The following is a 5,078-nucleotide window of genomic DNA, read 5'->3' on the forward strand; positions in this document are numbered from 1 at the left end:
AATCCTCCATCCTTCGCAACGAGGAAGCATAATATGAACGACAAGCTGACGGGCCGCGATTCTGCAGCACTCGAGTATCCCGAACTAGCCGATACCATGCACTCCATTGCCTCGCAGGAGCGTGCCGCCCGCATGATCGAAGTGAACATGGGTTATGCGCGTTGCTTCATGAACGGCGATTTCCACGGGATGTTGGATTTTCTCGTCGATGTGCCTGTGTTTGAGATGCACCCCCTGGGCATCCGGATTACCGGCCGAGATGCGGTACTTGAGCGCTCGCGGCGGCTATTCCCCATGGCATCTCAGAACGATACCCGAACGACACAGCATCACCAGATCAGGGCATCCACCGCCGGGGAAGATGTCTTGATCCATGAGTTCAGCAATGTTTATGATTTGCAGGACGGGACGCAGCGGCGCTGCTACACTATTGCCGTCATTCCTTTTGAGGGAGACAAAATGGTCGGTGAGCGTGTTTACACGGACCAGCATCTTGGGCGGTTACGGGAGCGGCTGCTTGGACCTGACTTTCTCGACCGGCCGGATGTGACCATTCTCTAGAATGGGTCACCAAGATCGGGGCCCGCCTTCCGCCGTCAACCTGCCGTGCGCGCGCAGTCGTGGCAAATCTAAACTCACGGGATGCTGCGGAAAATCGAGAACGACGCCCTCTAAGCGGAATTTGCACCCCGGAACAAGACGCCATCCCGGTGATCATGAGCGCAAGATGCGCAGAAAGGAAGCGGCTGCCAAGTTGTTCCCCCTCGAAAGAATCCAAGTGCTCTGTTTTACGCTGCAATTCAGCGGACCTCTGCTGAATTGTCGACTGCCTACCCTAGGGTAGGGGCTACTTTACATCATCGGAAGCATCCGGTCTTTCTGGGAGACCCATGCCTCCTCGCGATCAAGGGAACCTCGATCATTTCCAAATGCCAATAATCCGCCGGGATGCGACAGTGGTCCAAATAGACTCCGCAGCCTCAATATAATGGTCCACACAATTAGGGGAGAGGTCTAAGATGTCCAAGCCTGAGCTCGCAGAGCGCGCACTGGTCGGCAATGAACACTTGGTGCCAGCTGAGGTTCGCAGTTCCCTGCCAGGGATCAGAAAAGGCATATTCTACGGATGGTGGATCGTGGGCGTGGCCATGATGGCTCAGATTGTCAGCAATGGCCTGTCTGTTTATTCTTATGGTCTTCTGGTTATTCCTATCGGAACAGAACTGGGCGTGACTCGCACGGAAATGATGTGGGGCAAAACTGGCTTCTTGATTGTTGCGCTGGTGGCATCGCCTATCCTCGGCAAGCTGCTTGATCGTTATTCGGCTCGCGTTCTGATGGCTCTTGGCAGCGTGTCGATGGGCTTGTCGTTTATATTGCTGTCCGTATCTGAAACCTTGGCAGAGGTGACCCTTTCCTTCGCCGTGCTGCCTGCGTTTGCTTATACGCTCATCGGCATGCTCGGCACAAATACGCTTGTGACACGTTGGTTCACAAACAGGCGCGGGCGCGCCTTGGCTCTGATTGCCATGGGCGCTTCCATCGGCGGGCTTCTAATTCCATATCTCTTTCAGTCGCTCATCGATGCTTCAGGCTGGCGCTCCGCCTGCCTATGGGTCGGCGTCATTTCCATCGCGGTAACGCTCCCTGTCATCTTGCTATTCGTGCGAAACCGACCGTCAGACATTGGGCTGAACCCGGATGGTGCAGAAACTGACGCAACATCCATGCCTCCATTCACTCCCGCCGCGACAACCATGCAAATAAGCACTCTGATGCGCAGTGTCGTCTTCTGGCGAATCGGGCTTGGCATAAGCGCAGTATTCGCCGCGGCGGCTGCGGTGACGATAAATATCGTGCCGTTCGCACAAGGGCATGGTCTTGCTGCAAGCCAGGCAACCCTCCTGCTTCCCATGATCGCCGTGAGCGCGCTTGCCGGCAAGCTGGTGTTCAGCTTCGTCGCCGACCGTATTGACCTCAAGCTCGCGCTGCTGTCTTCGATGGCGTTGCAGGCGCTGCCCATCGCAGCCCTGACGCAGGTGAGTGACTTCACCGCGATGCTGGCATGTGCCATCATATACGGTCTGGCGAGCGGAACCCAGGTGCCTAGCTGGGCCGGACTTCTGGCACAGGTTTACGGTCCAAGGGACTTCGGCTTCGTCATGGGCTGCATGTTGCCGCTAGTGACGGGCACGTCAGCCCTGATCATACCGCTCACTGCGGTATTATTCGACCGTACCGGCGATTATGTTATCGCCTTCATGTTCCTGGTCGCCCTCACCCTGCTTTCCGTAGCCATATTCCTCAAGCCTTTGCGAAAGGAAGCTGGACACCCGCAATAACCCCTCGCGTTTTTGCATGTTGATGTGATTCAGCATTGAGCGAGGAGTTATCGCTGATGCACCCGTCGAGCCTGTTTTCGTTATCCGTGCATCTGGAACGGCTGAGCCGGGACGGTGATTGGCTGGAGGTATTGGGAAGCGCCGTGGACTTCGAGCGTTTCCACGCCCTCTTGGTGAAGGGGCTGGGATACAGCGATGGGGCGAAGGGCGGCAGACTGCGGTTCGATCCGGTCTCGATATTCAAGGTTCAGGTAGTCCAGGCACAGCACAACCTGGCCGATGCCCGCATGGAGTTCATGATCAGGGACCGGCTTTCGTGGATGCGCTTCTTCGGTTTTGATCTGGGCGGCACGATGCCCGACGAGAACACCATCCGTCACTACCGCAGCCGTCTGACCGAAAGCGGCACGTTAATGCAGGCCGTCGAGCAGCAACTGCGCGAGCGCGGCTATCTCGCCATGGGCGGCCAGATCGTCGATGCCACGTTGGTTCCCGCTCCCAAGCAGCGCAATACCGAGGAAGAGAAGGTCGCGGTCAAGGCGGGCAGGTCAGCAAAGCAGACCTGGCCGGGAAAGCTGAACAAGGCCCATCAGAAGGATGTCGATGCGCGCTGGACGGGGAATGTTGGTGGCAAAGTCGGCTACCGCCCTGACGGCACGCCGCTGCCGCAGATCGCGACGCCGGTGTTCGGCTACAAGAGCCACATTAGCATCGACCGGCGCTTCGGCTCTATCCGCAAAGCTAGTGACCTGCCTGCTTGGCTGGGCCTCGTACCACGCCAATACTCGACGGGTGGTAGACAGACCCTTCTCGGAATCAGCAAGCGTGGCAATGGTTATGTGCGACGCCTGCTTATTCACGGCGCCCGATCTTGCGTGATGCAACTGGATCGCTCCCGCAGTCGACTTGGCCAATGGCAAGACCAGCTCCAAGCGCGCATGCACATCAACAAGGTCGTAATCGCGCTTGCCGATAAGATCGTCCGGATCGCCTTGTCAGGCGAAGTGAGAAAGTGACCCCCTAACGAAACGGAGAACTGCCCCCTCGGATTGCCGAAAGGAGGGACAGATGACGAATTGGGTTCCAGAGTTTCCTGCACGGACGAGGACGATGCAGGGAGATGAGATGCTTCAGGCAGACGAGGTGGCCGCAATGCTGCGGCTGCATGAGCTTGGCTGGGGAGCGAAGCGGCTTTCGAAGGAGTTCGGCTGCGCACGCAACACAGTCCGACGCTATCTTCGTGCTGGCGGCGCCGCGCCGTTCAGCAAGCCGGCGCGCAAAACGGCGTTTGACGGACTGGAGGACTGGCTTCGCGAGCGGTTCTTTCGGCACGGCGGTAACGCCGACGTCGTGCGTCAGGAGCTGGCGAGCGAGCACGGGGTCGTAATTGGGCTGCGATCGGTCGAGCTTCGGGTTCAGCCCTGGCGGCGGGAGTTGAAGGCGCAGAAGCGCGCGACGGTTCGCTTTGAGACTCGTCCCGGGCATCAGCTTCAGATCGATTTTGGCGAGGTCCGAACATGGATCGCCAACGAGCGGGTGCGCGTGCATCTGTTTGTCGCGACGCTCGGCTACTCGCGCCGAATGCATATCCGTGCCTCGCTGCGCGAGCGGCAGCTGGACTGGTTCGAAGGCATGGAGGGGACGTTCCTGCGGTTCGGAGGGGTGCCGACAGAAATCCTGTTCGACAATGCCAGGGCCTTGGTCGAACACCATGATGCGGTGACGCGGGAAGTGCGATTCAATGCCCGGCTTCACGCCTTCGCCCGGTACTGGGGCTTCAATCCCAAGGCCTGCGCTCCGTATCGTGCGCGCACCAAGGGTAAGGATGAGCGCGGCGTCGGTTACGTGAAGCGCAACGCTATCGCTGGACGCCGCTTCGCGAGTTGGGGCGCGTTCATTGCGCACCTTGACCAGTGGACCCGCGAAGTTGCCGACCAGCGTGTTCATGGCACGACCGGCGAGCTGCCGATCGTGCGCTTTGCCGATGAGGCAGGCGCGCTTCGCCCCTTGGGCGGCCGTGCGCCGTTCGGACAGCTGCGGGATCTGGTGCGCAAGGTTCACCCCGATTGCGCGATCGACCTCGACACCAACAGCTACTCGGTGCCGTGGCGCCTGGTTGGGGAGACCGTTCAGGTTGTGGTGCTGGCCGGCCGCGTCATCGTGCGCCATGCCGGCGAGGTCGTTGCCGATCACGCAGCCTGCGAGGGGCGACGTCAGCGGATTACCGATCGGGCGCACCTTGCGGGGCTGGTCGGCGCAGGTCCGATCCGGGATACCTTGTTAGTGCCCTTGCCGACATCGGCGCTGCTGCGGCCGCTCGCCGAATATGAGGCGGTGGCGGGAGGTAGCTGGTGATGACCCCGATCGATCACGAAGCGCTGGTGGCAATGCTGGACCGGCTCAAGCTCACGGCGATCCGCGACCAGCTCGACACCCTGCTGGATGAAGCGGCACGCTCGAAGATGACACTGCGCGAGGCGCTGGGCTTCTTCGTCCAGCGCGAAATCGCCAGACGCGATGAGCGGCGGATATCCATGGCAGGCAAGATCGCACAGTTCCCGTTTGTACGCGAACTCGACGGGTTCGAGTTCGATGCGCAACCCTCGCTGGACCCTGGGCAGATCCGCGAGCTGGCGACTTGTCGCTGGATCGCGCATGGCGACACAACGCTGCTTCTGGGGCCGCCCGGCACGGGCAAAACGCACCTCGCGGTGAGCTTGGCCCAGTCGGCCCGAA

General features: G+C 59.9%; 5 protein-coding genes. All 5 read left to right on the forward strand.

Annotated features, from left to right (window positions below):
• Positions 1–33: 33 nt before the first annotated feature.
• Entirely contained in the window at positions 34–561 is a 528-nt protein-coding gene (locus EBBID32_RS11930; RefSeq protein ID WP_006957525.1) for a hypothetical protein, read from the forward strand.
• 458 nt (positions 562–1,019) lie between these two features.
• Positions 1,020–2,342, forward strand: coding sequence for an MFS transporter (locus EBBID32_RS11935; protein ID WP_006957526.1), 1,323 nt, complete (start codon positions 1,020–1,022; stop codon positions 2,340–2,342).
• A 35-nt stretch (positions 2,343–2,377) separates the two neighbouring features.
• Positions 2,378–3,358, forward strand: a complete 981-nt coding sequence (locus tag EBBID32_RS25350) for a transposase (RefSeq protein ID WP_156022545.1) — start codon at positions 2,378–2,380, stop codon at positions 3,356–3,358.
• A 52-nt stretch (positions 3,359–3,410) separates the two neighbouring features.
• Positions 3,411–4,697, forward strand: a complete 1,287-nt coding sequence (gene istA / locus EBBID32_RS11945) for an IS21 family transposase (protein ID WP_037490416.1) — start codon at positions 3,411–3,413, stop codon at positions 4,695–4,697.
• On the forward strand, positions 4,697–5,078 hold a 382-nt coding region (locus EBBID32_RS11950; protein ID WP_037490419.1), incomplete at its 3' end, for an ATP-binding protein. The genes istA and EBBID32_RS11950, both read left to right, overlap by 1 nt.

This window comes from Sphingobium indicum BiD32, from assembly GCF_000382885.1.
Taxonomy (GTDB): domain Bacteria; phylum Pseudomonadota; class Alphaproteobacteria; order Sphingomonadales; family Sphingomonadaceae; genus Sphingobium; species Sphingobium japonicum_C.

Excerpts from the sequence above, each read along its gene's own strand:
- EBBID32_RS11935 (WP_006957526.1), top strand. The coding sequence starts at position 1,020 with ATGTCCAAGCCTGAGCTCGCAGAGCGCGCACTGGTCGGCAATGAACAC.
- EBBID32_RS11930 (WP_006957525.1), top strand. The coding sequence starts at position 34 with ATGAACGACAAGCTGACGGGCCGCGATTCTGCAGCACTCGAGTATCCC.
- istA (WP_037490416.1), top strand. The coding sequence starts at position 3,411 with ATGACGAATTGGGTTCCAGAGTTTCCTGCACGGACGAGGACGATGCAG.